The organism is Novosphingobium sp. KN65.2, from assembly GCF_001368935.1.
In the GTDB taxonomy this organism is placed as follows: Bacteria; Pseudomonadota; Alphaproteobacteria; order Sphingomonadales; family Sphingomonadaceae; genus Novosphingobium; species Novosphingobium mathurense.
Window position 1 is genome coordinate 14,076 of the sequence record NZ_CCBH010000171.1, and the last position, 23,592, is coordinate 37,667.

Consider the following 23,592-nt stretch of genomic DNA (forward strand, 5'->3'; position numbering starts at 1 on the left):
CGAAGTCCGTGCATCAGGTTCCCGGTATTCCGGGGTCCGATTGCCGGACGATCAATGAACGTCAGTTGGGGTAAAGTCCATGTTCTCGGGGTCCATTCCTGCTCTTGTCACACCGTTTCGCGACGGGGCGTTCGACGAGCAGGCTTTCCGTCGCCTGGTCGACTGGCAGATCGAATGCGGCTCATCCGCGCTCGTGCCCTGCGGCACGACGGGCGAGAATTCGACGCTTTCCAACGCCGAGCACCACCGCGTCATCGAGGTCTGCATCGAGCAGGCGGCCGGGCGCGTGCCGATCATTGCCGGCTGCGGCAGCAACGATACGATGAATGCGCTTCTCCACATGAATTTTTCGAAGAAGTGCGGAGCCGCCGCCGCACTGGTGGTCGCGCCCTACTACAACAAGCCGAGCCAGGAGGGCCTGCTCGCCCATTTCAGCTATCTGGCTGAAAACGCTGAGCTGCCCATCGTGCTCTATAACGTGCCGGGCCGTACCGTGACCGACCTTCGCCCCGAGACGGTATGCGAACTGGCGCGCCGTTTCCCGGATACCTTCATCGGTATCAAGGACGCGAGCGGCGACCTCAGCCGCGTGACCGACCACCGTCGCGGTATCGGCAAGGAGTTCGTGCAGCTTTGCGGCGATGACGAACTGGCACTGCCGTTCAACGCAGCGGGCGGCGTCGGCTGCATTTCGGTGACGGCGAACGTCGCACCCAAGCTCTGCGCCGAGTTCCAGGCCGCCTGCGCGGCCAACGACCTCGAGGAATCGCGCCGCCTCAACGACCTGCTCTACCCGCTGCACTACGCCATGTTCGAGGACAGCTCGCCGGGCCCGTGCAAGTATGCGCTGGCACAGGTCCACGACTGGATCGAAAACGAGTTGCGCCTGCCGCTCGTCCCGTGCAATGACAGGGCTCGCCTCGCGGTCGACGAGGCCCTCGTTCACGCCGGCCTGCTCTGAGGCCGGGGGTCCGGCGATCCGATCGGATCGCCGGAAAGTCTTCACTCCGCCGGGTTGTGCTTCTGCACGAACTGCATGGCGGCGCTCAGCATTTCCTTGCGGGTTGCGCTGCGCGAGAGCCAGTGATCCTCGCCCTTGAGGACGACCATTTCGTAAGGCTTGCCGGCGTCCTTGAGCGCGTCGGCCATGACCGCGCTCTGCTTGAACGGAACGACGGTGTCGTCCTTGCCGTGGATGAGCAGGACCGGCGCATCTGCGTTGTCCGCAAACCGGCGTGGCGAGATTTCGTCGTAGGTGCCGGTTTCACCAAGCTGCGCGCGCAGCGCTCGCCCGGTCATGCGGGAGTGGCCGCTTTCGGTCAGGTCGGTCTGGTACATGAGGTCGACATCGGAAACGCCGGCAACCGAAACGGCGCAGCGATAGAAGCCATGCTGCAGCGTTACGCCTGCCAGTGCAGCGTATCCGCCATAACTGGCCCCAACGATGCAGGCGCGGCGCGGATCGACGATCCCCCGGCGGACGAGTTCGGCCAGCCCGTCGGTGATGTCGGTCTGCATCTTGCGGCCCCATTGCCCGTCACCGGCGTGGCGGAAGGCGTCGTCGCGGTTGGTGGAACCGCGGAAGTTGGGCTGGAACACGGCATAGCCGCGCGAGGCGAACGCCTGTGCCCACCAGTCGAAGCCAAGATCGTCTTGAGCCGAGGGGCCTCCGTGCGGAAGCATGATGACGGGAAGGTTCTTCGCTTCGCGACCCGGCGGCAGCGTGAGGATGCCGTCCATCTCCAGTCCGTCGGCCGCTGTGTAGCTAACGCGCGAAATCGGGCCGACGTCATCCGGGCCGATGAGCGGGCGCTCGTCACCGATTGGCGAGGCCTTGCGGGTGGCAAGGTCTACCCGGAACCACGTGCCACTGTCCCGGTTGCCTTCAGTGCGTACGAGGATCTTCGAAAAGTCGGGCGTCCAGTCCATGAGGCCGACGTTGCGGTCGGGGAAGGCGGCGAAGATCTTGGCGATCGTGCTGTTGAGCTTGGGGTCGAACATGACCGCCTTGGGCCGGTCGCCACGCTCACGGTAGCCGATCATCCGGCTGCTCGCCCGATCGACGTAAGTGCGTGAAGTGGACACGTTGGCGAGGATTTCCTTCGTCTGACCACCCGTCAGGGGAACTTCGTACCAGTGGGACGTTCCCTCTTCGTCCTCCGACTGGTAAATCACCGTCGAGCCTTCGTATCCGAACCACAGGAGGCTGACGTCGCCGGTGGGGCTGACCCCGCGGGCGATCACGTCATCTTTGGCATTGGCGATCTGCCAGGAACCGCTCGACTCGGCGATGTCCAGGGTCGCGGCGACCTCGCCCTGCGCGTCGACCAGCCAGTCCCTGTAATGGTTTTCGGCCGGCGCGCGCGCCACCTGCCGCGCCCGGTTGGTGGACAGGTCCACGGCATAGAGGAGGGCGCGCCCATGCTTGAAATAGGCGTTCCCCATGGAGCGCCCCAACTCGATGCCTCCGAAATAGCCGACACTCTTGCCGTCGACCTTGCGGATCCCGTAACTGCCCCGGGTCGTGTTGGCGATGGCACTCGTGTTGGCGAAGACGAGTTCGGCTTTGGAATTGCTGACCGAAAGGACGAGCGTTCCGGTCAGCTCGTACTTGCTTGCAGTGAAGTAGGGGCCGAGTCCGACTGTGGCGCTGTTGGTGATCAGCAGGATGTCGTCGTCCGCCCAGTTGATTCCACGGATCTTGGCATCGCCGGTGGGTGCGTTGGTCGTTGGGCGCCCGGCGGTATCCAATGTCACGATCCGGCGAACGCCCGAAATCCAGGCGATCGTGGCGAGGTTGCCGGAGGGCGAGATCGCGATATCCTCGACGCTGGGCAACTCTCCATAAGCCTCGAGCGGTGGCGGTGCGGCATCGGCAAGCGATGGAAGGGCCGCAGCAATCAGGCTCGCCGTGGCAAGAAGTATCTTTCGCACTGGTCTGAATTCCCCCGATATTCGCGATTCGGTATTTCGGGAAGGATGCCGCAAGGCAAGTCGGGCAGCCCGGTTTGTCCGTTTAAATCTTTGTAATGTGCATCCCGGCAGGACTTGCTGCGCGCGCCTCTCGGGACTTGTACTGAAGGCGCCGGGGAATTCGGCACAAACGTGCTGCGATTCATCCCGAAGGGGCGTTTCCTTTTCGCTTTTGAATCCCTACATGGCCCACCGACATGGCACGCCCGCAGCACAAGACATTCGACAAGAAGAAGAGCGTCGCGGAAAACCGCAAGGCCCGCTTCGACTATCACATTGAAGACACTTTCGAGGCCGGCATCGCGTTGACCGGCACGGAGGTGAAATCGCTGCGTTTCGGCGAAGGGTCGATCGGCGAATCCTATGCCGAGATCAAGAACGGCGAATGCTGGCTGGTGAACTCCAACGTGCCCGAGTTCAGCCACGGCAACCGTTACAACCATGTGCCCAAGCGTCCGCGCAAGCTGCTGCTGCACGAGCGCGAGATCGCGCGGCTGCAAGGCGCGGTCGAGCGCAAGGGCATGACGCTGGTGCCGTTGTCGATCTACTTCAACAGCCGGGGGCGGGCGAAAGTCGAACTCGCGCTTGCCAAGGGCAAGAATGCGGCTGACAAGCGGCACACGATCAAGGAACGCGACTGGAAGCGCGAGCAGGGCAGGATCTTGCGGGACCACGGATGAGCGCGCTGCTGGCCCGACTGTCAGCCTGGCTCCATCGCCAGATGCCGACGCACGAGCAACTCGAGGCGAATCGGCTTACCGCTCCTATTTCGCGGCGACGCGAACTGTTCCGCTTTACGCGTCGCTCGGTCCCGCGCGGGGTTGCCGTCGGGATGTTCGTCGGCATTTTCGCGCTGATCCCCGGCGTGCAGATTGTTGGCGCTGCGCTGATGTGCGTTCCGGTTCGCGGCAACATTCCGCTGGCCGCGGCGATGACCTTCATCAGCAACCCGGTCACGACGATCCTGATCATTCTGCCGCTGTCGGTGGCGATCGGAAACAGTTTCGGCTTCCACGCCGATGTCGAGACGGTCAATGCCATGGTTCGTTCAGGTGCGCCCGTTCATCAATGGTGGACGTGGCTGCTTTCGGATACTGCGCCGGCCATCGTTATCGGATTGTTTGTGCAATCGGTGGTAGCGTCCGTCGTTAGCTATTTTGTGACTGTATGGTTCTGGCGATTCTGGATAGGGCGCAAGCACCGTGCAAGGCTCAGGCGTTCTGGTCGGGATTTCGATTCGTGAGTGGCATTTTCCGTCGCATATCCGCTTCGCTGCTCCGGCGTATGCCGTCGCGTGAGGACTTCGAGCGCAATCGCTGGATTGCGCCGATCGCCCACCGCGTCCTGAGCCCGGAACTTTGGCGCTTCACCCGTCGCTCGGTGCCGCGCGGCGTGGCGCTGGGCCTCTTTGCCGGCTTTATCGTCCCGGTCGGGCAGATCTTCCTTGCCGCCTTCCTCGCGCTTCCCGCGCGCGCCAACGTGTCGATCGCCGCGCTCGTGACCTTCGTCACGAATCCCTTTACCCTGCCTTTCTGGGTGGTGGTCGCCAACCGGCTTGGCCGCTTCTTCCTGCATGTCGATCCGACCGGAGTCGCTTCGGCAGTCGGCAGCGGCATGGACGACAGTGCCTGGGACACGCTCATCTGGTTCGCGCAGTCCGCGGGCTTCGCAGCCGTCGGGTTCGTCGTGCTGGCCATCGTCGCTTCGGCGCTCGGCTATGTTCTTTCAGGCCTGATCTGGCGCAGCTGGATCGGCCGCAAGCACCGTGCGCGCCGGGTCCGGCATGCCCAGGCCCGGGCCGAACGAGAAGCCCGCGCTCACGAGGCAGTCGCCGCCAGCGCCGCCTCGTTTGAGGCGGCTGCGTGAAGTTGATCGACGAGGCCGTGCGCCAAAGTCGCCAGACCGACCTGCTGGTGGTCGGCATGGCGATGGCCTTCAGTGTTCTGCTGGTCGGTCTCGTTACCCAGGATTCGCTGGCCACTTCCGTCTATCTCGGTGCCCTGATCGCGCTGGCGGGACTTGCCTGGATGATCGTGCGCAACCGGCCGCAGGAGGCCGAGGCCGAGTTCGCCCAGCCTGACTGGTCGGTAACCGTCGCCGCGATTGACCGGCCGGACATGGCCATCGCGGTGACCGATCGCGCCGGAAGGCTGACGTGCGCCAATGCCAGCTTCGAAGCGTGGTTCGGCACCGGCTACGCGCCGCCGCGCCTTCCCCTCGACGAACCTTCGCTTGAGCGTCTGGCCGACGCCAGTCGCGCGGCATGGCGCGATGGGTCGGCTGCTGCCGATGTGACGGCCGGAGCCGAGCATCCGGGCGGCGCGCGGCAATGGCGGATCGAAGTGCGCCGCTCCGGCCGCGGTGACGACTTTCTCGTCTGGCGTATCGCACCCGTCAGTTCGGTGGATCTCATCGGTGATATCGTGACCCAGCTTGGCGGCAAGCTTGGCAAGGGCCTCGCCCGGGCCGGGATCGCTGCGGCGCTGGTCGAACCCGACGGCATGATCCGCGCCGCCAACAAGGGCTTTGCCCTGCGCGCTGCCGGCGATGAGGCAATCGATCTTACCGGCGAGGATTTCGTCTCGCTCCTGAGCCAGGAAGAAGGCGAGCGCATCGGCTGGGCCCGCGACAATGGCCGCGGCAGCCCTCTGGTCCTCTACCACGTGCCCGTCGCCGATCCGGATTCGCCCGTCGAGCCCGACCCCAACACGACGCCCTCGCTGATGTTGGTGATGGAAGCCGGGCAGGGCATCGGTGCTGCGGGCGGCGGCGGGAATTCCGCGCCGCATCTCGAAGCTCTTCTCAGCCAGTTGCCGCTCGGCCTCGCGATGGCCGACCGCGATGGACACCTCCTGTTCGCCAACCCGGCGTTCATGCGGGCGGCCGGGCGCGAAGGGCAGTTGCCGCCGACTTATCCCACCGATCTCGTGGTCCGTGAGGACAAGCGCGCGCTGTCCGAATCGATCCGCCGTTTCGCGCAAGGGCCTGCTGCCGCCGGCGATATCGCAATCCGCCTGACCGCGCAGCCCGACGATCCGGTTTCGCTCAGCCTTGCCGGCGTGCGCGGGCTGGGTGAGCCTGCGGTCCTGCTTGGCCTGACCGACACATCCGAGGAAACCCGCCTCAAGCGGCAGGTCGCCCAGGCCACCAAGATGCAGGCGGTCGGTCAGTTGGCCGGCGGCGTCGCGCATGACTTCAACAATGTGCTGACCGCGATCCTGGGCACCTGCGACCTCATGCTGATGCGCCACACGCCCGGCGACTCGGACTATGACGACATCCAGCAGATCCGCGCCAATTCGAACCGCGCGGCATCGCTGACCCGCCAGCTCCTCGCATTCTCGCGCCAGCAGACACTGCGCCCCGAAGTGCTGCAGCTTCCCGACGTCGTTGCCGATGTGTCGCAGATGCTGCGCCGCCTGATCGGCGAGAAGATCGAGCTGGTCGTTTCGCATGACCGTGATCTCGGGCCGGTGCGCGCCGACCCGACGCAGCTCGAGCAGGTCATCGTCAACCTCGCGGTCAACGCGCGCGATGCGATGCAGTCGTCCAGTGCCAAGAAGGGCGGCGACGGATCGGGCGTCCTCACTCTCGCGACCCGCAAGGTGACGACGACCGACGTGCGCGCGATGCGCAGCGAGATTATCCCGGCGGGCGAGTACACCGCGCTCATCGTCGAGGATACCGGCGGCGGTATCGCGCCCGAGCACCTGGGCAAGATCTTCGAGCCGTTCTTCACCACCAAGGAGCAGGGCAAGGGCACCGGGCTCGGCCTCTCGACCGTTTACGGCATCGTCAAGCAGTCGGGCGGTTTCATCTTCGCCGAAAGCGAGGTGGGCAAGGGTACGCGCTTCATCGTCTACCTGCCGGTCTATCACGTGGCTCCGGGCACGACGCCGACTCCGGCGGTGAAGGAGGAAGCACCTCCGCCGAGCCAGTGGGCAGGCGGTGGACGCATCCTGCTGGTCGAGGACGAAGACCCGGTGCGCATGGTCGCGGAGCGCTCGCTCACGCGGCAGGGCTATGAAGTGACCAGCGCCCGCGACGGCGAAGAAGGACTCGCGCTCGTTGAAGAGGGCGGCCAGTTCGATATCGTCGTTTCCGACGTCGTCATGCCTTCGCTCGATGGTCCGGCCATGGCGCGCGAGATCCGCAGGCTGCAGCCGAACCTGCCGGTGCTGTTCATGTCGGGCTATGCCGAGGAACAGCTGCGCAAGGAAATCGGCCTGTCGAATGCCTGGTTCATGCCCAAGCCGTTCTCGGTCCAGCAGCTTTCCGAAAAGGTGGGCGAAGTCCTCGCGCGCACGGCCAAGTAAGGCTCCGGTTTCCTAAGGCGTTGATTTCCGGCCCGCTCGCCGTGCTGCGGTCCGGCGTCTTTTCGCCATGCCTGCGCCTGCCTCAATTAAATTTGGGAAAACTCCCGTTGTTCCCCTCTTGTTCACGGGGAACAAACAAGATACATCGGGGTCCGCGACGTTGACCTTTCCGGTCAGGCCGGTAGCAAAGGGGAAGTGAAATGGCTGCTCAGCTCAAGCTGATCCAGGAAGGCAAGGATAAGGACTCCATGGACCGTCAGAAGGCGCTCGACGCAGCGCTCGCCCAGATCGATCGCGCGTTCGGCAAGGGCAGCGCGATGAAGCTCGGCTCGAAGGAGACGATGCAGGTCGAAGCGATCTCGACCGGCTCGCTCGGGCTGGATATCGCGCTTGGAGTCGGCGGACTTCCCAAGGGGCGCGTGATCGAAGTCTACGGGCCGGAAAGCTCGGGCAAGACCACGCTGGCGCTGCATGTCATCGCCGAAGCGCAGAAGGCTGGCGGCACCGCTGCCTTCATCGACGCAGAGCATGCACTCGATCCCGTCTATGCCAAGAAGCTGGGCGTCGACATCGACGAACTGATCGTCTCGCAGCCCGACACCGGTGAGCAGGCGCTGGAGATCACCGATACGCTGGTGCGCTCGAACGCGATCGACGTGCTGGTGGTCGACTCGGTCGCCGCGCTCGTCCCCCGGGCCGAAATCGAAGGTGAGATGGGCGACAGCCACGTCGGCCTCCAGGCCCGCCTGATGAGCCAGTCGCTGCGCAAGCTGACCGGCTCGATCAACCGTTCCAAGTGCATGGTGATCTTCATCAACCAGCTGCGCATGAAGATCGGCGTCATGTACGGCAACCCGGAGACGACGACGGGCGGCAACGCGCTCAAGTTCTACGCCTCGGTTCGCCTCGACATCCGCCGCACCGGGCAGATCAAGGACCGCGACGAGATCATCGGCAACGCAACCCGCGTCAAGGTGGTCAAGAACAAGGTCGCGCCGCCGTTCAAGCAGGTTGAGTTCGACATCATGTACGGCGAGGGCATCTCCAAGATCGGCGAAATTCTCGACCTCGGCGTCAAGGCCGGCATCGTCGAGAAGTCGGGCGCATGGTTCTCCTACGATTCGATCCGCATCGGCCAGGGTCGCGAGAACTCGAAGAACTACCTGCGCGAGAATCCCGAGGTCTGCGACCGTCTCGAGAAGGCGATCCGGACCAAGACCGAAGGTCTGGCCGAAGAAATGATGGCAGGCCCCTCGGACGAGGATGACGCCGAATAAGGCTTCTGCCCCTTTGCAGAAACAGGAACCCCGGTGCGTTGCGCCGGGGTTTTTGCTTGGGGTGAACTTGGAACGCGGAGCCCTTCGCGGCCCGTCCGGACGCTTTCAGCGTAGCCGATTTGCCGCATATCTGCGGATTATCGTAAAAACCGAACAGTCTGACCGCGCCTTATAGCTTGTCGGTTTCGCGCCTGTGCCTTATCGGCCCGAGTTATGCAGACGACCAACGAAATCCGCCGGTCCTTCCTCGACTATTTCGCCAGTAATGGTCACGAGGCCGTCCAGTCCGCGCCGCTCGTTCCTTACAACGACCCGACGCTGATGTTCGTGAACGCCGGCATGGTGCCGTTCAAGAACGTGTTCACCGGCCTCGAGACCCGCGCCACCCCGCGCGCGACGTCCTCGCAAAAGTGTGTGCGCGCAGGCGGCAAGCACAACGACCTCGACAATGTCGGCTACACCGCGCGCCATCACACCTTCTTCGAAATGCTGGGGAATTTCTCTTTCGGCGACTACTTCAAGGAACAGGCGATCACCCATGCCTGGACCTTGCTGACGAAGGAATGGGCGCTTCCGGTCGAGAAGCTGCTGGTCACGGTCTATCACACCGACGACGAAGCCTTCGACCTGTGGAAGAAGATCGCCGGTCTGCCGGAATCGAAGATCATCCGTATTCCCACCAAGGACAACTTCTGGGCGATGGGCGACGATGGCCCGTGCGGTCCGTGCTCCGAGATCTTCTATGATCACGGCGACCACATCTGGGGCGGCCCTCCGGGAAGCCCCGAGGAAGACGGCGACCGCTTCATCGAGATCTGGAACCTGGTGTTCATGCAGTTCGAGCAGGCAGCTGGCGAGATCGTCGGCAATCTGCCCAAGCCCTCGATCGACACCGGCATGGGGCTTGAGCGCATCTCGGCGGTCATGCAGGGCGTCCATGACAACTACGACATCGACACCTTCAAGGCGCTGATCGCCGCTTCCGAGCACCTGACCGGCGTAGCCGCCGAGGGCGACAGCCGGGCGAGCCACCGCGTTATTGCCGATCACCTGCGCTCGACAAGCTTCCTGCTTGCCGACGGCGTACTGCCTTCGAACGAAGGCCGCGGCTACGTCCTGCGCCGCATCATGCGTCGCGCCATGCGTCATGCGCACCTGCTGGGCGCCAAGGATCCGCTGATGCACCGTCTGGTGCCCGCGCTCGTCGCGGAGATGGGCCAGGCCTATCCCGAACTCGGCCGCGCGCAGCCGCTGATCGAGGAAACCCTGGAACGCGAGGAAGTGCAGTTCCGCCGCACCCTGTCGAACGGCCTCAAGCTGCTCGACGAAGCCACCGCCGAAATGGGCGAGGGCGCCCGGCTGCCCGGCGAGACCGCGTTCAAGCTCTACGACACCTACGGCTTCCCCTATGACCTGACCGAGGATGCCCTGCGTTCGCGCGGCATCAGCGTCGACAAGGACGGCTTCGACGCTGCCATGGCGCAGCAGAAGGCCGCCGCCCGCGCCGCCTGGAAGGGGTCCGGGCAGGCCGCCGACAACGAAGTCTGGTTCGACATCGCGGAGCGTGAAGGTGCGACCGAATTCACCGGCTACACTTCGACCTCGGGCGAGGGCCGCGTCGTGGCGCTCGTCAGGGACGGCAAGGAAGTCCAATCGGCTTCGGTCGGCGACGAAGTCATTGTCCTGACCAACCAGACCCCGTTCTATGGCGAATCGGGCGGCCAGGTCGGCGATGCCGGCACGATCACCGGGCCCGGTGGCCTCGTCATCGCGATTGCCGAAACCGCCAAGCCGCTTGGCCGCCTGCACACCATGACCGGCAAGGTCGAGGCCGGGCAGATCAAGGTCGGCGAGACGGTCAACCTCGTCGTTGACGAAGCGCGCCGCGATGCGATCCGCGCCAACCACTCCGCCACCCACCTGCTGCACGCCGCCCTGCGCAATCGCCTCGGCGATCACGTCACGCAGAAGGGTTCGATGGTGGCGAGCGATCGCCTGCGCTTCGACTTCTCGCATCCCAAGGCACTCGAGGTCGAGGACATCGCCGCGATCGAGGCTGAAGTGAACGCCGAGATTCGCGGCAACGAGCCGGTCATGACCCGCCTGATGACGCCCGACGATGCCATTGCCGCCGGCGCCATGGCCCTGTTCGGAGAGAAGTACGGCGACGAAGTGCGCGTGCTGTCGATGGGCCGCAGCAATGGCGGCAAGACCTACTCGGTCGAGCTGTGCGGCGGTACCCACGTCAATGCCACCGGCGATATCGGTGTGTTCCGCATCGTTTCGGAAAGCGCCGTTTCCTCCGGCGTGCGCCGTATCGAGGCGCTGACCGGCGAAGGTGCGCGCCAGTGGCTGGTTGCGCGCGAGGAAGCGCTGAAGAATGCCGCCGGTATCCTGCGCACCACGCCCGAAGATGTCGAAGCGCGCGTCGCGGCGCTGCTGGACGAGCGCAAGAAGCTCGAGCGAGAACTGGCCGAAGCCAAGAAGGCGTTGGCGCTCGGTGGCGGCGGTGCAGCCGCCGCGGGTCCGGCCGACGAGGAAGTCAGTGGCGTGAAGTTCTCGGGGCAAGTCCTCGAAGGTCTCGACCCCAAGGAACTGCGCGGATTGCTCGACCAGGCCAAGCAGCGCCTCGGTTCGGGCGTTGCGGCGATCGTTGCGGTCAATGAAGGCAAGGCTTCCATCGCGGTGGCCGTGACCGACGACCTCAAGGACAAGGCCAGTGCAGTCGACCTGGTGCGCAAGGGCGTCCAAGCGCTTGGTGGCAAGGGCGGCGGCGGGCGTCCGGACATGGCGCAAGGCGGCGGTCCCGACGGTTCGAAGGGCGCCGATGCCATTGCCGCGGTAAAGGCAGCGCTCGCCGGCTGATCGGTCGGGTTGGAAGGAGATGTCGGCAATGGATCCGGGGCACTGTGACGTTGGCCGGATCGTTGCCGAGATCGCCTGGGAAATGCGCGGACACGAGCACCGCGGCAAAGTGGCCGACTACATTCCGCCGCTCGCCTGCGTGCCGGTCGAGAAATTTGGCCTTGCCGTGGTCATGGCCGATGGCACTGTCCACTGTGCGGGCGATGCCGAAGAGCCGTTTTCGATCCAGTCGATTTCCAAGGTCTTCGCGCTGACTCTCGTGCTGGGCGCAGTGGGCGATCAGGTCTGGAAGCGGGTGGGGCGCGAGCCTTCGGGCTCGGCCTTCAACTCGATCGTCCAGCTCGAAACCGAGCAGGGCATTCCGCGCAATCCCTTCATCAATGCCGGGGCGATCGTTCTGTGCGACGTGCTCCTTGGCGGGCTGCAGCCGCGCGAGGCTATCGGCCAGATGCTGCGCTTCGTGCGCGAACTGGCGGGCGACGACAGCATAGCCATAGACGAGGTGGTTGCGCGAGCGGAGCAGGAAACCGGCTTTCGCAACATGGCGCTGGCCAACTACATGCGCGCCTTCGGCAATATCCATGCGCCCGTCGACCTGGTGCTGGGGACCTACTTCCACTTTTGCGCGCTGACCATGACTTGCCGCCAGCTTGCCCTGGCCGGACGTTTCCTGATGGCCGACGGTCGCAATCCGGTGAGTGGCCATAGCGTCGTCAATCCACGGCGGGCGCGGCGCATCAATGCGCTGATGATGTCTTGCGGTCATTACGACAATTCGGGCGATTTCGCCTATCGCATCGGCCTGCCGGGAAAGTCGGGCGTGGGCGGTGGCATCCTGGCGATCGCGCCGGGCATCGCCAGCATTGCCGTGTGGTCGCCGGGGCTGAACCGCAGCGGCAATTCGCATCTGGGGCAACTTGCGCTCGAACGGCTCGTCCAGCGGACCGGGTGGTCGGTTTTCGAGCCGCGCGGGGGCGGTCAGGCGTGAAGGCTGTCCTCCAGCGATGAGGACTTGAGCGCGGGTTTCTCCGAGAGCCCGCCCTGTTCCATGATGCTTTCGCGGAACTCGTCGCGCTTTTCGTGGATCGAGGCGATGACGGGCCCCATCGCGACGCCGGTTTCGATCAGCACGGCTTCCGACAGTTGCAGCGAGCTTTCCAGCGTTTCCGGCACCGCGTGGGTCGCCCCGGCGCGATAGAGCTGGGCTGCGTGCTCGGGATCGCGGGCGCGCACGAGAACCGGCAGGTCGGGGAACTGCTGGCGCAGCTTGCGCACCATGCGCTGGGCCGTGACGGGCTCATCCATGGTCAGGATCACGGCATTGGCCTGGTCGGCGCCCAGCCGCATCAGCGCATCGCCGCGCCCGGCATCGCCGAAGGAAACGGTGTAGCCCAGACGTTTGCCCTGGCTGACGAGATCGGTATCCGAATCGATGGCGATGTAGGGCTTGTTGTGCGTGGCAAGCATGTCGGCCACGAGGCGGCCGACGCGGCCGAAGCCGACGATCACCGTGTGCGGCTCGCCGGTATGCTCGGGCGGCTGGTGCAGCGGCTCACCGGCATCGACACGGCGCGCCATCATGCGGCCGAACAGCGAGAGCAGCGGCGTGACGGTCAGGCCGATGGCGGTGACGATCTGCCAGAACATCGCGGTGCCCGGCTGGATCAGTTGCGCCGAGCCGGCAGCGGTGAGCACGATCAGCGTGGTCTCCGAAGGGCTCGACATGAGGATGCCGGTCTCGGTCGAGGTGCCGCGACGCGCGCCCATCATCCGCAGCAGCAGGCCGGTCACGACGGCCTTGAGCAGGATGACGCCCACTGTGGCGACGAGGATCGATCCGAGGTTCTCCCAGATCACCTGCAGGTCGATGCTCATGCCGATGGTGATGAGGAAGACGCCAAGCGCGAGCCCCTTGAACGGCTCGGTGATTTCTTCGACTTCGGAATGGTATTCGGTCTCGGCGATCAGCAGGCCGGCGACTAGGGCGCCAACGATCGGCGAAAGGCCCGCGGCGGCGGTCGCCAGCGAGGCCAGGATGACGACCAGCAGGCTGGCGGCCAGGAACAGCTCCGGGCTCTTGGTGCGTGCCGCCTGCGCGAAAAGCGGCGGCAGCAGGTAGCGCCCGAACACCAGCAGGGCGACAATGACGACGGTGCCCCAGATCAGCGTGTTGATGAGGTTGCCCATCCCGTCGGCTTGGGCATGGGGTGCCAGTGCGCCGAGCAGGAAGATGATCGGGACCAGCGCGATGTCCTCGAACAGCAACATCGAGAGCGCCGCACGTCCGACCGGCGTTGTCGTGTTGGTGATCTTGAGGACCAGCGCGGTCGAAGACAGGGCAAGGGCAAGGCCCAGCGCCAGAGCGCCCGTGAAGTTCTGCCCGATGGCCGAGAGGATGAAGGTCAGCGACCCGCCGATGACGATGAGTTCGAGCGAGCCGAGCCCGAAGACCAGTCTGCGCATCTCCCACAGGCGGCCGAATGACAGCTCGAGCCCGATGGAAAACAGCAGGAGGATGATGCCGAATTCGGCGAAGACTTCCAGCCCGCCGGGGTCGGTTATGGTTATGTGAGCGAGCCAGGGATAGTCGAAGACATGACGTCCCAGTCCGAACGGCCCGACCAGGACGCCGACGAGGATGAACCCGATCACCGGCGTGATGCGGAAGCGCGAGAATACCGGGATGACGATGCCTGCCGCACCGAGGATGACGAGAGCGTCGGAAAGAACGGGGGAGTATAGTTCGCTGGAGCCGGCCATGTGCCGCTCACTATGGCAGGCGAGGCGAATTTGTCACCTTCGAAGCTGCATTTTCGGGGCATTTGCACTGGCAGGGCAGGGGCTTGCATCCACGACGGACCACAGGGGCTATGACGTGGACGACTGGGCATACCCGCGTAACTTCACTTGGCGTTCAGCAAAGCGCTGGTTATAGACCCCGCCATGTTCGAACGCTCGCGTCTGAAGACCGCTCTCCTTGCCGCCGCCACTGGCGCGATTGTCCTCACTGCCGGTTGCGCCGGTCGCGGGGGTGGAAACAAGGACACTGCCTACGTCGCACGGGACGTCGACACGCTCTATGCCGCGGCCAAGCAGCGTCTCGACACGGGGCGCACCAAGCAGGCCGCCGCGCTGTTCGACGAAGTGGAGCGCCAGCATCCCTATTCGCCCTGGGCCCGTCGTGCCCAGCTGATGAGCGCCTTCAGCTACTATGCCGCGCGCGATTACAACAAGGCGATCCAGTCGGCGCAGCGCTTCCTGTCGATCCACCCGGGCAACAAGGACGCGCCTTACGCCTATTACCTCATCGCCATCTGCTACTACGAACAGATCAGCGACGTGACGCGCGACCAGCGCACCACCGAGCAGGCGAAGCAGGCGCTGACCGATATCACCCGCCGCTATCCGACCACGCCCTACGCGGCCGACGCCAAGCTCAAGCTGGACCTTGTCAACGATCACCTTGCCGGCAAGGAAATGACCATCGGCCGCGCCTATGAGCGCCGTGGCAAGTGGCTGGCGGCAACGCTGCGCTTCCGTAACGTGGTCGACAATTTCCAGACCACCAGCCACACGCCCGAGGCGCTGTTCCGTCTCGTCGAAGGCTACCTCTCGATGGGCATCCCCGAAGAGGCGCAGAAGGCCGCGGCCGTGCTCGAGGCGAACTATCCGAACAGCAAGTGGTACGATCGCGCCTACAAGCTGATGACGCGCTACGCTCCGGAGAACGCCGCAGCCTGATCGCGGCTGCCCCATCCTGCCGGAGGCGGGCTTTTTCTCTACTTGGCCGGTTGACATGACGCCGTGCGCCCGCGCAGTGTCGTCGCATGCTGTCGCAGAAAACCCGTTACACGATCCGCGCCCTGCAACATCTGGCCGACAATTACCGCAAGGGCTCCGTGCGTCTCGACGAGATTGCGGTGGCCCAGAACATTCCGCGCAAGTTCCTAACGGTGATTCTCTCCGAACTGGCGCGCGACGGCATCGTCATCTCCCACAGGGGGCGCTCGGGCGGGTATGAACTGGCGCTGCCGCCTGTCGACATCCGCTATGGCGACATCATCCGCATCACCCGCGGCAGCCTCGCACTCGTGCCCTGCGCCAGCCGCAATGCGCATGAGACCTGTGCCAATTGCCTGCCCGAGGCCGAATGCCGGCTGCGCGGTCTGATGCTGACCTTGCGGGACGAGACCGCCAACATGCTCGACCGCCTGACCCTGGCCGACCCGATCGATCCCGAACCGCCAGTCCTGGCCGAGCCCGAATACTGATTGCCCCTGGGATCGTTGCGTTGCGCGTCGCGCACAGCTGGGGGAAACTGGCAGGCAAGGCGCGCAATCCCGGGTGACGCGGGAAAAAGACTTCGCTAGAACGCTTCGCGAACATGCTGACCCGGCTTTCCATCCGCAATATCGTATTGATCGAGGCGCTGGATCTCGATTTCGCCGGAGGGCTTGGCGTCCTCACCGGTGAGACGGGTGCGGGCAAGTCGATCCTGCTTGATGCGTTGGGCCTCGTGATCGGCAACCGTGCCGACAGCGGGCTGGTGCGGGCGGGTGAGGCGAAGGCCAGCGTGACCGCCAGCTTTGAATTTTCAGCATTTCCGCCTGGCGTCCGTGCAGTGCTCGCGGATGCCGAGATCGATGTCGAGCCGGGCGAACCGCTGATCCTCAAGCGCCAGCTCAAGGCGGATGGCGGCTCCAAGGCTTTCCTCAACGACCAGCCGGTGAGCGTCGCACTATTGCGTGAGATCGCGCCGGTGCTGGTCGAGATCCATGGCCAGCATGACGATCGAGGCCTCGTCAATCCGCGCGGCCACCGCGAACTGCTGGACCGCTTCGCGGGTGGCGACGTCGCAGGGGTCGAGGCGGCGTGGAAGGACTGGCGCAAGGCGCAGGACGCGCTCGACGAGGCGCGCGCCCGGGTCGCGAAGGCCGCTGAAGACCAGGACCTGCTGGTCGCGCACCTTGCCGAACTCGATGCGCTCGCGCCGGAAGAGGGCGAGGAGGAACAACTCGCCCACGCCCGCGCCGACATGCAGAAGGGCGAGAAGCTGTCCGAGGATCTCTCGGCCCTTCAGCACTTGTGGGAAGGTTCCGATTCGGCGCTGGCCAGCATGCGCGGTGCGGCGCGGCGGCTCGACCGCATTGCCGGCGAGCACGAATTGCTGGCCGAGGCGCTCGCCGCGCTGGACCGGGCGGTGATCGAGGCGAGCGAGGCGGAAGAAAAGCTCGAACGCGCCGCTGAAGCGCTGGCCTTCGATCCGGCCGAGCTGGACAGGATCGAGACGCGTCTGTTCGATCTGCGCGCCGCGGCCCGCAAGCACGGTTGCCAGGTTGACGATCTGCCCGGGCGCATGGCGCAGATGCGTGAGGAACTGGCAGACATCGAGGGCGGCGAGGAGCATGTGGCGGCCCTTGAAAGGGCAGCGGGCAAGGCCGCGCTGGCTTATCACCAGGCGGCGAGCACACTGCACGACTTGCGCCGGGCGGCGGCCAAGCGGCTCGACGCAGCCGTGGCTTCGGAACTGGCCCCGCTCAAGCTCGATGCGGCGCGCTTCCAGACTTCGGTCGCAAAACTGCCCGAGGAGCGCTGGGGGCCGCAGGGGATGGACGCGGTCGAGTTCCTGATCAGCACCAACCCCGGCGCCGATTTTGCGCCGCTGGCCAAGATCGCCTCGGGCGGCGAGCTTTCGCGCTTCATCCTCGCGCTGAAGGTGGCCCTGGCCGAAGAGGGCGGGGCATCGACGGTGATCTTCGACGAGATCGACAGGGGCGTGGGGGGCGCGGTTGCCTCGGCGATCGGCGATCGCCTCGCGCGGCTCGCCAGCGACGGGCAGTTGCTGGCCGTCACGCACAGCCCGCAGGTCGCGGCGCGTGGGCGGCGGCACTACATGATCGCCAAGTCGAGCGAAGGCACTGTCACGCGTACTTCCGTCACCCTGTTGGGCGATGGCGACCGCAAGGAAGAGATCGCCCGCATGCTTTCCGGCGCGGAAGTGACGGACGAGGCACGGGCCCAGGCAGACAGGCTGCTCGAAGGCGTCTGAACGGCCTCCTGCAACGCGTTCGGAGCCAATTGCCCTGCGAACCGTTGCAAAGGGCATGGAGACGCCGCAATTTCCCTACTGGCTCCATGCGCTGTCCCTTGTCTCGCTGATCCTTGGCCTTGCCTGTGCCATCGTCATCGCGATCCATCAGCGAAGCCATCCGCCGAGAATGGCGGTCATGCAGTGGGTCTGGCCGCTGGCCGCGCTTTTCGGCAGCGCGATCTGGCTGGCGCTCTATTTCCGGGCACAGCGGGCAGACGAAGACGTGCCGATGTGGTTGACGGTTGCCAAGGGGGCAAGCCACTGCGGCGCGGGTTGCACACTGGGCGACATCATCGCTGAATGGTTGGCCTTCGCTTTCCCGGCGATTGCCGTCTGGCTGGGCTGGCACACGGTCTTTGCCGAGAAGACGTTCGCGGTCTGGATCCTCGATTACGTTCTGGCTTTCGGCATCGGCATAGCCTTCCAGTACTGGGCCATCGTGCCCATGCGGGACCTGTCTTTTGGCAAGGGCGTGACGGAGGCGGTCAAGGCGGACTTCCTTTCGATCGGCTCGTGGCAGGTGGGCATGTACGGCCTGATGGCCGCCGGACAGTTCCTCTGGTTCCGGCCCGCCTATGGCGACACCGCCGAAGTCGCCTCGCCCGAATTCTGGTTCCTCATGCAGATCGCCATGCTTGGCGGTTTCGTCACGGCCTACCCGGTGAACTGGTGGCTGGTGCGCGCCGGAATCAAGGAGCGGATGTAGCCTCTTCGCCGCACTGGTTGAGTACGATGAGCAGCAGGACGCCTGCGCCGATCTCCAGTGCGAATACGACGATCATGGCGACCACGACCAGCGCGGGCGACGCCACCGGTAGCAGCGTCACCGGATAGGCCTCCTGGTCGGCATGGCTGGTCACATAAGTGAAGAAGGCCTGTGCAGCTTCGATATTGGCAATGTTGTGCATGACATAGAGCAGTGCCATGGCACCGAGAATGAGCGCGAAAAGCGCTTTGAGGAGCCTGTCTATCATGGCTATCTCCCTGTTCCCGCCCGCAGGTTAACATGGGCCGGGACGAATAAGGAAACGGACCGCCAAGTGGCATCTGACAGCGAATCGATCACCGAAGCCGAAGCCGCCAACGAACTGATGCGCCTTGCGCGCCAGATCAACCGCGCCAATCGGCTCTACCATGCCGAGGACGCGCCGGAGATTCCCGACGCCGAGTACGACGCCCTCGTGCGCCGTAACGCGGAACTGGAAGCGGCCTTCCCGCATCTCGTGCGGCCGGATAGCCCTTCGAACCAGGTCGGTCACGAAGTCGCGGCCTCGCCGCTGTCCAAGGTTCGCCATGAAGTTCGCATGATGAGCCTGGACAATGCCTTCACCGATGAGGAAGTGGGCGAATTCGTTACCCGCGTGCGGCGTTTCCTTTCGCTCTCGGCCGACGAACCGGTGGTCATGACGGCCGAGGACAAGATCGACGGCCTGTCCTGCTCGCTGCGATACGAGGACGGCAAGCTGGTTCGCGCGGCGACGCGCGGCGACGGGCAGGTGGGCGAGGACGTTACCGCCAATGTCGCGCACATCCCGGACATCGTGCAGGAACTGAAGGGCGAGGGTGTGCCCGAAGTCTTCGAGGTGCGCGGCGAAGTCTATATGGAAAAGTCCGCCTTCCTCGCGCTCAACGAAGCGCTGATGGACGATGCGCGCAAGGCTGCCGAAGCCAAGGGCGAACCGCTCGACGAGAGCAAGGTCCGCCAGTTCGCCAACCCCCGCAATGCCGCTGCCGGTTCACTGCGGCAGAAGGACGCCAGCGTCACCGCCCGGCGTCACTTGCGCTTCTGGGCGCATGGCTGGGGCGCGGCGAGCGAAGTGCCGGGCGAAAGCCAGCACGAGGTGGTGCGCAAGATCGAGGGCTGGGGCCTGCCGGTCTCGCCCCAGTTCCGCCAGTGCCACTCGCTCGAAGAAATGCTTGCCGCCTATCGCGAGATCCGCGACGGTCGTCCTGACCTGCCGTTCGAGATCGACGGCGTGGTCTACAAGGTCGACCGGCTGGACTGGCAGCAGCGGCTTGGCTTCGTTGCGAAGGCGCCGCGCTGGGCGATGGCGCACAAGTTTCCTGCCGAGCGGGCCGAAACGACGCTGGAATCGATCGACATCCAGGTCGGCCGCACCGGCAAGCTGACGCCGGTCGGGCGGCTCAAGCCCGTGCTGGTCGGTGGCGTCACCGTCACCAACGTCACGCTGCACAACCGCGACGAGATCGCGCGGCTTGGTGTGCGACCGGGCGATACCGTAGTGCTGCAGCGGGCAGGGGACGTGATCCCGCAGGTCGTCGAGAACCTGACCCGCGAAGCCGAGCGCGAACCCTTCGATTTTCCCGATCATTGCCCCGAATGCGGTTCGGAAGCCGTCGCGGAGGAAGGCGAGGTAGACGTGCGGTGCACCGGCGGCCTGATCTGCCCGGCCCAGCGGACCGAGCGCCTCAAGCATTTCGTGAGCCGCGCCGCGCTCGACATCGAGGGGCTGGGCGAAAAGACCATCGACGAATTCTTCGCCAAGGGCTGGCTGGAAAGCCCCGCGGATATCTTCCGTCTCAAGGATCGCAGGGACGATATCCTCGCGCTTGAGGGCTGGAAGGACAAGTCTGTGGAAAACCTGTTGAGCGCTGTGGAAAGCAAGCGCGAGCCCGATGCCGCGCGCCTGCTGTTCGGCCTCGGTATCCGCCATGTCGGCGCGGTCACCGCGCGCGACCTGATGAAGCGGTTCGAAACGCTGCCGGCCCTGCGCACCGTCGCCGAGAAGGCACATGTCAAGGAAGGCGAGGAACAGGCGGCAGAAGCTTCGGAAGCCTATGCCGAACTCACGTCCATCGACGGGATCGGTCCGGCCGTGGTCGAAGCGCTGGGCGACTTCTTTCACGAGGAGCACAACCGCGAGGTCTGGGACGACCTGCTCTCGCTGGTGTCACCGCCGCCTTTCGTCGTGGAGACCCGGGACAGCGCGGTTGCGGGCAAGACGGTGGTCTTTACCGGCAAGCTGGAAACGATGAGCCGCGATGAAGCCAAGGCTCAGGCCGAGCGCCTGGGGGCCAAGGCATCCGGATCGGTTTCGCCGAAAACGGATCTGGTCGTTGCCGGGCCGGGCGCGGGATCCAAGCTGAAGAAGGCGGCAGATCTCGGGGTCGAGGTGATCGACGAGGCGCAATGGGCGGAAATCGTGAAGGCTGCCGGCTGAACACGCATCAGCCGCCTGTGCTCCGGTGATTTCCGCCCATCGACCGCTCCATGACCGGGGCCGGTCAGGCGCGGCGGCTCTGCCTTTCGTGGACCTGGCGATAGTGCTGAACACGGGTCGCGCGGAGCCCGGGCATGCCTTCGCGTTCGATCGCGCGCTGCCACGAGGCCAATTCCTCGAGGGTCAGGCCGTAGCGTTCGCAGGCTTCGGTCGCCGTCAGCAGCCCGCCGTTGACGGCTGCGACGACTTCCGCCTTGCGCCTTACGACCCAGCGCGACGTATTCGCTGGAGGCAGATTCTCTCGCTTGAGAGCTTCACCCAGGGGCCCGACGACCGTCTCAGGACGGGTCCGTTCAGTTTGCAGCATTTCATGCCTTTCGAGCTAGTTAGTACCAGCCCCCCTTGGCCTCGGATTCTTGGCTCAAAGTGTTAATGGCAGCTCACTTGAAATGGTTAATTCGGCCTTAGGCAATGAACTCCAAGAGTTTGAGTAACTTGAGTAATTTCCCCGAGGGCAGGTGGGCGACCGTTTACGTTCGCTTTACTTGTCTTAACCTCTCGATCCCGGTCCGGGATGCTTGCTCAAGTCACTGAATTTACGCGGGAATGCGGTTTGCGTTGTGGGCGATGCGGGTGCGAGCGAGGTCTTGGCCGGCGCTGCGGCCCGGCCCTTGCCGGCGACGAAAAGGCCGGCGAAAGGGCCTGAAATGGCTTTTGGTCGGGGTAATCGGGACGACCTGCGCGAGAGGTGCGATGGGCTGTTGTCGAGAGCTTCCGTTTGGCTCCCGGATGTCGCTCGCGTGGTGATCTCAGGGCGCGTTGCGGCGACCGGAGCGACGCTCCGGACGGAATCGAATTGACAGGGAGAGGCGTCCCGATGGACGGCTAAATGTTAAGCCGCCCATCGGGATCTATGCGCAGGGTCCTAGCGGCGCTTGCGCAACCACAAAATCGACCAGTCGCCGTTCACGAGCCGCGCTGCGAGTCGCATACCCGTCCTGCGGCACGCGGAGCGCACGGCGGCTTCCTGGGTCTCGAGCAGGCCGGCCAGGACAAGGTGGCCGCCCGGGACCAGCGAGGTCGCGAAGTCCGGGGCGAGGCTGACCAGCGGCCCTGCCAGGATGTTCGCCATGATCAGGTCGTAGGGCCCGCGCGCTGCAAGCAGGGGGTGGTTCATGCCGTCGGCCACCGTCATCACCAACTGACCGCCACGCGGCCCCATTGCGATGCCATTCGCCGCGGCATTGTCGCGCACGACGTCGACGCAGACCTGGTCGATGTCGCTGGCGGTGGCGAGCGCCGAGGGCCACAGCGTCAGCGCGGCGAAGGCGAGCAGGCCGGTGCCGGTGCCGATGTCGGCGCAGTTGCGCACGACCACGCCCTGCTTGCGCATGTGCGTAAGCATCGAAAGGCAGCCTGCTGTCGTGGCGTGCTGGCCCGTGCCGAAAGCCTGGCTGGCAGGAATGGTGAAGTCGGTCACGCCGGGTTCGTTCACGGCCGGGTGTTCGGGCGTATGGACGTGAAAGCGGCCAGCGCGGATCGGCTCAAGACCCTGCTGGCTGGTGACGAGCCAGTCGGTGTCGGGCAATTGCTCGACGATCAGTTCCGGGACATTGCCAGAAAAGAGTGCGGCGATCGCGCCCTTCTCCGCGTCGCCCGGTTCGTCGGCGAGCCAGGCTTCCAGTTGCCAGTCGTCAGGCTTGTCCTCGGCGATTTCGCTTCCGGACAGGACGATCTGCGGGTCCCAGTCGAAGGCGTCTTCATGGGCGACGAGAGCACCTTCGATGACGCTGCGCGGGGCAAAGGCGGTAATCTTCCAGCTCATTTCCCGGCCTCCCCGGTTTCGCCGGCAAGGCGCTTGGCGAAATAGGCTCCCGCTGCCTGCGAATAGGCGGCACAGGCCTGCGCGTTCACCAGCGGGGCCTTGCCCGAGAGGCGGTCGAACAGGTTGCTGGCCGATGGGTGGGGCGTGACGAGAATGTCGCAGGGCAGCTGCGCGATTCGCGACAGGCCGGTTTGGATCCGCGCAATGCGATCGGGATGATCGGAAAAGCGATAGCCGTCTGCCGAGATCGTCGTGGCGCTGTCCGCATAGGCGATCATCTTGCAGGTGAAGGCATCGTCGCAGGCCTGCCAGGTCCAGCTTGCCGAACCGGGTGAGTGGGCCGGAGTGGCATGAACCGTCAGGGCAAGCCGGCCAAGCGTAACCGAGTCCCCGTCAACGAGTCTGCGCGCGACTGGGGCGGGCGCAAAGCCCTCGATCTGGCCGGACTGCGGGTCGTCGGCAGAAGGCTTGCCGCTTTCCAGCACCTGTCGTGCCGAAGCCAGCGCGGCGACCTGTGCACCGGTGGCCTTCTGCAGTTCGGCGATGCTGCCGACATGGTCGTGATGTTCGTGACTGGTGAGAATCCAGCGCACGTCGGCGGGATCGAACCCCAGCTTGCGGATGTTGGCGAGCACCAGCGGGGCGGCATCGGCCGGGCCGCTGTCGATCAGCACGTGCCCTTCATCCGAAGTGACGAGGACCGAGGCGATGCCGCAGGTGCCTACGTACCAGGTGTTGCCATATATATGCGCAGGTGGTGCAGGGTGAGACCAGCCTTCGGGCCCGTCCATGCCTGCACAGGCGCTCGACAGTTTGGGGGAGGGCGCAACGGCCGCCTTGTCGCGGGCTTGCGCAATCGAGGGGGTGGCGGCGGCGACCAGCGCTGCCAGCACCAGGTTATTGACGATGCGACTCATGGTCGCCGCTTTAGGCCCCACCCGTTACATAGGCCAGTAGGCGAGCGATAAGTTGCCTTGCGGAACTTGCACGCTGCCGTGATTTGGCTAAGGGGACTTCGACGAAGGCAGTGTCACTGGCTGCCGCAGGCAAGGGGATTCGCAAG

General features: G+C 65.0%; 19 protein-coding genes. 13 read left to right on the plus strand and 6 right to left on the minus strand.

Going from position 1 to position 23,592, the window contains the following annotated elements; translation table 11 throughout:
• Positions 1–79: 79 nt before the first annotated feature.
• The gene (dapA, locus tag SPHV1_RS16750) at positions 80–961 is read left to right on the plus strand and encodes a 4-hydroxy-tetrahydrodipicolinate synthase (RefSeq protein ID WP_054947178.1); all 882 of its coding nucleotides are present in this window, start codon (positions 80–82) and stop codon (positions 959–961) included.
• A gap of 41 nt (positions 962–1,002) precedes the next feature.
• On the opposite strand, the gene SPHV1_RS16755 is transcribed toward dapA, so the two are convergent.
• Entirely contained in the window at positions 1,003–2,934 is a 1,932-nt protein-coding gene (locus SPHV1_RS16755) for a S9 family peptidase (protein ID WP_054947179.1), read from the minus strand.
• 236 nt (positions 2,935–3,170) lie between these two features.
• Here SPHV1_RS16755 and smpB point away from each other — a divergent pair, with 236 nt between their 5' ends.
• The 7 genes from smpB (at position 3,171) to SPHV1_RS16790 (ending at position 12,419) form a co-directional block, all read left to right on the plus strand.
• Complete coding sequence (smpB, locus tag SPHV1_RS16760; RefSeq protein ID WP_007014746.1) at positions 3,171–3,653, plus strand: SsrA-binding protein SmpB; 483 nt, start codon at positions 3,171–3,173, stop codon at positions 3,651–3,653.
• On the plus strand, positions 3,650–4,216 hold the full coding sequence (locus tag SPHV1_RS16765; protein ID WP_054947180.1) for a DUF2062 domain-containing protein: 567 nt from the start codon (positions 3,650–3,652) through the stop codon (positions 4,214–4,216). The genes smpB and SPHV1_RS16765 overlap by 4 nt, the downstream gene beginning before the upstream one ends.
• Positions 4,217–4,257: 41 nt before the next feature.
• Entirely contained in the window at positions 4,258–4,839 is a 582-nt protein-coding gene (locus SPHV1_RS16770) for a DUF2062 domain-containing protein (protein ID WP_054947181.1), read from the plus strand.
• A gap of 56 nt (positions 4,840–4,895) precedes the next feature.
• On the plus strand, positions 4,896–7,289 hold the full coding sequence (locus SPHV1_RS16775) for an ATP-binding protein (protein ID WP_231634718.1): 2,394 nt from the start codon (positions 4,896–4,898) through the stop codon (positions 7,287–7,289).
• A 200-nt stretch (positions 7,290–7,489) separates the two neighbouring features.
• Positions 7,490–8,566, plus strand: coding sequence for a recombinase RecA (recA, locus tag SPHV1_RS16780; RefSeq protein ID WP_054947183.1), 1,077 nt, complete (start codon positions 7,490–7,492; stop codon positions 8,564–8,566).
• A 213-nt stretch (positions 8,567–8,779) separates the two neighbouring features.
• Positions 8,780–11,431, plus strand: coding sequence for an alanine--tRNA ligase (gene alaS / locus SPHV1_RS16785; RefSeq protein ID WP_054947184.1), 2,652 nt, complete (start codon positions 8,780–8,782; stop codon positions 11,429–11,431).
• A gap of 28 nt (positions 11,432–11,459) precedes the next feature.
• On the plus strand, positions 11,460–12,419 hold the full coding sequence (locus SPHV1_RS16790; RefSeq protein WP_054947185.1) for a glutaminase: 960 nt from the start codon (positions 11,460–11,462) through the stop codon (positions 12,417–12,419).
• Here SPHV1_RS16790 and SPHV1_RS16795 read toward each other — a convergent pair.
• Positions 12,410–14,191, minus strand: a complete 1,782-nt coding sequence (locus SPHV1_RS16795; protein WP_054947186.1) for a cation:proton antiporter — start codon at positions 14,189–14,191, stop codon at positions 12,410–12,412. The genes SPHV1_RS16790 and SPHV1_RS16795 overlap by 10 nt on opposite strands.
• Positions 14,192–14,374: 183 nt before the next feature.
• Between SPHV1_RS16795 and SPHV1_RS16800 the strand changes: the two genes are divergently transcribed.
• From SPHV1_RS16800 to SPHV1_RS16815, 4 genes are all read left to right on the plus strand, one after another.
• Positions 14,375–15,172 carry an outer membrane protein assembly factor BamD gene (locus tag SPHV1_RS16800; RefSeq protein WP_054947187.1) on the plus strand — a complete coding sequence of 266 codons (798 nt, stop codon included), beginning with the start codon at positions 14,375–14,377 and terminating at the stop codon, positions 15,170–15,172.
• 86 nt (positions 15,173–15,258) lie between these two features.
• Entirely contained in the window at positions 15,259–15,702 is a 444-nt protein-coding gene (locus SPHV1_RS16805) for an Rrf2 family transcriptional regulator (RefSeq protein WP_054947188.1), read from the plus strand.
• Positions 15,703–15,815: 113 nt separating this feature from the next.
• Complete coding sequence (gene recN, locus SPHV1_RS16810; RefSeq protein WP_054947189.1) at positions 15,816–17,480, plus strand: DNA repair protein RecN; 1,665 nt, start codon at positions 15,816–15,818, stop codon at positions 17,478–17,480.
• A 55-nt stretch (positions 17,481–17,535) separates the two neighbouring features.
• A complete protein-coding gene (locus tag SPHV1_RS16815) occupies positions 17,536–18,228 on the plus strand; it encodes a DUF4396 domain-containing protein (RefSeq protein ID WP_054947190.1) in 693 nt (230 codons plus the stop codon).
• Here SPHV1_RS16815 and SPHV1_RS16820 read toward each other — a convergent pair.
• A complete protein-coding gene (locus tag SPHV1_RS16820; protein WP_231634716.1) occupies positions 18,212–18,496 on the minus strand; it encodes a DUF2165 family protein in 285 nt (94 codons plus the stop codon). The genes SPHV1_RS16815 and SPHV1_RS16820 overlap by 17 nt on opposite strands.
• Before the next feature lie 117 nt (positions 18,497–18,613).
• Here SPHV1_RS16820 and ligA point away from each other — a divergent pair, with 117 nt between their 5' ends.
• Positions 18,614–20,704, plus strand: a complete 2,091-nt coding sequence (gene ligA, locus SPHV1_RS16825; RefSeq protein ID WP_054947220.1) for an NAD-dependent DNA ligase LigA — start codon at positions 18,614–18,616, stop codon at positions 20,702–20,704.
• A 64-nt stretch (positions 20,705–20,768) separates the two neighbouring features.
• On the opposite strand, the gene SPHV1_RS16830 is transcribed toward ligA, so the two are convergent.
• The 3 genes from SPHV1_RS16830 to bla form a co-directional block, all read right to left on the minus strand.
• Positions 20,769–21,071 (minus strand): DUF1153 domain-containing protein, encoded by a 303-nt coding sequence (locus SPHV1_RS16830; RefSeq protein ID WP_054947191.1) that lies wholly within the window; start codon positions 21,069–21,071, stop codon positions 20,769–20,771.
• 558 nt (positions 21,072–21,629) lie between these two features.
• Positions 21,630–22,529: a 50S ribosomal protein L11 methyltransferase gene (locus SPHV1_RS16835; protein WP_054947192.1), complete on the minus strand. Its 900-nt coding sequence runs from the start codon at positions 22,527–22,529 to the stop codon at positions 21,630–21,632.
• The gene (gene bla, locus SPHV1_RS16840; RefSeq protein ID WP_054947193.1) at positions 22,526–23,446 is read right to left on the minus strand and encodes a subclass B3 metallo-beta-lactamase; all 921 of its coding nucleotides are present in this window, start codon (positions 23,444–23,446) and stop codon (positions 22,526–22,528) included. The genes SPHV1_RS16835 and bla overlap by 4 nt, the downstream gene beginning before the upstream one ends.
• Positions 23,447–23,592 lie beyond the last annotated feature (146 nt).

Coding starts and splice junctions, on each gene's coding strand:
- dapA (WP_054947178.1), top strand. CDS start 80: ATGTTCTCGGGGTCCATTCCTGCTCTTGTCACACCGTTTCGCGACGGG.
- smpB (WP_007014746.1), top strand. CDS start 3,171: ATGGCACGCCCGCAGCACAAGACATTCGACAAGAAGAAGAGCGTCGCG.
- SPHV1_RS16765 (WP_054947180.1), top strand. CDS start 3,650: ATGAGCGCGCTGCTGGCCCGACTGTCAGCCTGGCTCCATCGCCAGATG.
- SPHV1_RS16770 (WP_054947181.1), top strand. CDS start 4,258: ATGCCGTCGCGTGAGGACTTCGAGCGCAATCGCTGGATTGCGCCGATC.
- SPHV1_RS16775 (WP_231634718.1), top strand. CDS start 4,896: ATGGCGATGGCCTTCAGTGTTCTGCTGGTCGGTCTCGTTACCCAGGAT.
- recA (WP_054947183.1), top strand. CDS start 7,490: ATGGCTGCTCAGCTCAAGCTGATCCAGGAAGGCAAGGATAAGGACTCC.
- alaS (WP_054947184.1), top strand. CDS start 8,780: ATGCAGACGACCAACGAAATCCGCCGGTCCTTCCTCGACTATTTCGCC.
- SPHV1_RS16790 (WP_054947185.1), top strand. CDS start 11,460: ATGGATCCGGGGCACTGTGACGTTGGCCGGATCGTTGCCGAGATCGCC.
- SPHV1_RS16795 (WP_054947186.1), bottom strand. CDS start 14,191: ATGGCCGGCTCCAGCGAACTATACTCCCCCGTTCTTTCCGACGCTCTC.
- SPHV1_RS16800 (WP_054947187.1), top strand. CDS start 14,375: ATGTTCGAACGCTCGCGTCTGAAGACCGCTCTCCTTGCCGCCGCCACT.
- SPHV1_RS16805 (WP_054947188.1), top strand. CDS start 15,259: ATGCTGTCGCAGAAAACCCGTTACACGATCCGCGCCCTGCAACATCTG.
- recN (WP_054947189.1), top strand. CDS start 15,816: ATGCTGACCCGGCTTTCCATCCGCAATATCGTATTGATCGAGGCGCTG.
- SPHV1_RS16815 (WP_054947190.1), top strand. CDS start 17,536: ATGGAGACGCCGCAATTTCCCTACTGGCTCCATGCGCTGTCCCTTGTC.
- SPHV1_RS16820 (WP_231634716.1), bottom strand. CDS start 18,496: ATGATAGACAGGCTCCTCAAAGCGCTTTTCGCGCTCATTCTCGGTGCC.
- ligA (WP_054947220.1), top strand. CDS start 18,614: ATGCGCCTTGCGCGCCAGATCAACCGCGCCAATCGGCTCTACCATGCC.
- SPHV1_RS16830 (WP_054947191.1), bottom strand. CDS start 21,071: ATGCTGCAAACTGAACGGACCCGTCCTGAGACGGTCGTCGGGCCCCTG.
- SPHV1_RS16835 (WP_054947192.1), bottom strand. CDS start 22,529: ATGAGCTGGAAGATTACCGCCTTTGCCCCGCGCAGCGTCATCGAAGGT.
- bla (WP_054947193.1), bottom strand. CDS start 23,446: ATGAGTCGCATCGTCAATAACCTGGTGCTGGCAGCGCTGGTCGCCGCC.